This is a genomic window from Stieleria sp., assembly GCF_041595215.1.
GTDB classification, from domain to species: Bacteria; Planctomycetota; Planctomycetia; order Pirellulales; family Pirellulaceae; genus Stieleria; species Stieleria magnilauensis.
Genome location: NZ_JBFHKV010001344.1, coordinates 1 through 1,978, shown reverse-complemented (window position 1 = coordinate 1,978; position 1,978 = coordinate 1). Strand labels below are relative to the sequence as shown.

The following is a 1,978-nucleotide window of genomic DNA, read 5'->3' as shown; positions in this document are numbered from 1 at the left end:
GCCCAGGTTCCAGTTGAGCGCCAGGTTGTGACCGTAGCGGGCGATCAATTCGCGGCAGTACAGTTTGCGTTGCGCGCCAAGATCGCCCCCGTCGAGACTTTCCGGAACACCGCCAGACGCCTTGTGCTTGTTGTGATCGTCGTTTTCGGTTTCCTGTAGTTTGAAGTGCAGGTACATGCCTTTGGCGGTCCCGTGATCGAACACGGTTCCCCACTGATCCAGCTTGCTGCAATCGTAGTGCAATATGTCTTCGCGTTGGATGAAGGGCCAGACGTTGTCCCCGTCACCTCCGGCGGTGTAGCTCAGAAACGAAAACGCATTGCAGCCCTTGCCGGACAGGTAATTGACCGCGCCGATCAAGCCTTTGCCCTTGCCGTTGCCCCAGGTCGGGTCGCCCGGTTTCCAGTCTTGCACGTGCGGCGCCCAGGTTTTCACGGGAGCTTTCTTGGGGTTGCCGGCAATCGTGTTGTCAAAGTCGGCGTAGGCGAGCAGGGTTTCCGGCGCGTCGGCACCGACTTTCAAAGAGTACTTTTTTGATCCTGCGAATTGCAGGTAGTGTTTGCCGACGTACGTCAATCGGCCCTGGCCACGCAGGTCGCGGCCCGACTTGTCGCTTTCGGCGATGGTGAATGTCCCGCTGATCCCGTCAAAGGGAGCCACCGGCTCGGAGGAGACGTTGGAATCCAGTGCCGCCAGTTCGCCCTGATGAAAGGAAACGGTGTAGGTCCACTGGCCGGTTTGATCGGGAGCGAAATGGGCGCGCCACGTTGTTCCTGATTCTGCGGAGGTGTTGCCGGCGTTGCCATCGGCGGCGAAGTAGCCAGGCACAGTGTATTGGGTTCCGCCGGAGTGTTTCAGCTGGACCGTCATGCGATAGTCGGTGAACGGATTGGGCTGGTTGTCTTTTTCGTGGGCGTAGGGGCCGTTCACGTCCAGCGTGACCTTGTGCCACTGCTTCAATTCACCGGACACGTTGACGCTGCCGTCACCGTTTTTGCCGCGTGGCAGTTGCAGCGGTCGGTCGCTGGAGGGTTTGGTGGGGCTGGATTTGGAATTGCCCGTGGCGACGTGTTGCGGTTGTGCCGCCTGGTTCGCCAGGACCGGCGCGATCGACTGAGCGGTCGCGGCATCGGCGGCGGTGAAGGCGACGGCCGCCCAGCGGGCGCGGCTGAATTCTTGTCCGTCCTTGCTGCCGATCGTGGAGGAAACGCCGATCATGGCGCCTTCGGTGATCGGCACGTTTTTCCACGTCTTGTGAAACGCTTTGCCTTCCTTGTACATCGCATCGGCCAGCGGGTTGGTGTACTGGCCGATCTTCGTCTCATCGACCGACACCTCGTAGCTGGATTGGCCATCGTTTTCACCGACCGTTTCCAGCGTGACGTTGTATCGTCCGGTGGGGAACGGAAAGGTTTTGGCGGTCGATGCTCGTTTGTGTTGATCGGGGTTGATCGCCAGCCATTTGCCCTGGTCCAGGTAGTAGCCCGACTTGTTGCCTTCGGCGAACTCGGCGGCGGTCAATTTCAACGACGCCCGGTCACCACTGGCAGATGACGCTGGTGCTGTCGGCGCCGTGGTGGTTGACGCGGTGTCACTGCGGGGGGCGGCAACCATGGGGAATGCTTTGGGCAGCGTTCCACGTTTGACGCGCGGTTGGGGACCGGCGCCGCTGGGGCGGGGGAATTCTCGCTCGGTCGTCATCAAGAACTTGTCGAATTCGAAACCGTCTTCGCGCATCGAAAAATGAATGACGTGCTCGCCGGGTTCGTTGATTTCCAAAAAGATCTTGTACGGTTCTCCGCAATGTTGTTTCTCCGTGCGTTGTTTGCTTTCCCAACGCCATGTCTGTTTGCCTTCGCACCACTGCAACCGCTGGCCGCTTTCGGGCCAAGTGCCATCGATGCCGACGTGCAGACCGTTGTCTTCGGATCCGGTCGAATGGGCGCGGACCCAGACGTAGTAGGTCCCCGGCGTCGAG

General features: G+C 60.2%; 1 protein-coding gene. It reads right to left on the bottom strand.

Annotated elements, in window-relative coordinates; translation table 11 throughout:
• Nucleotides 1-1,978 (bottom strand): DUF5060 domain-containing protein (locus ABX749_RS31130; RefSeq protein WP_372899462.1); only part of this gene is annotated, 1,978 nt, incomplete at both ends.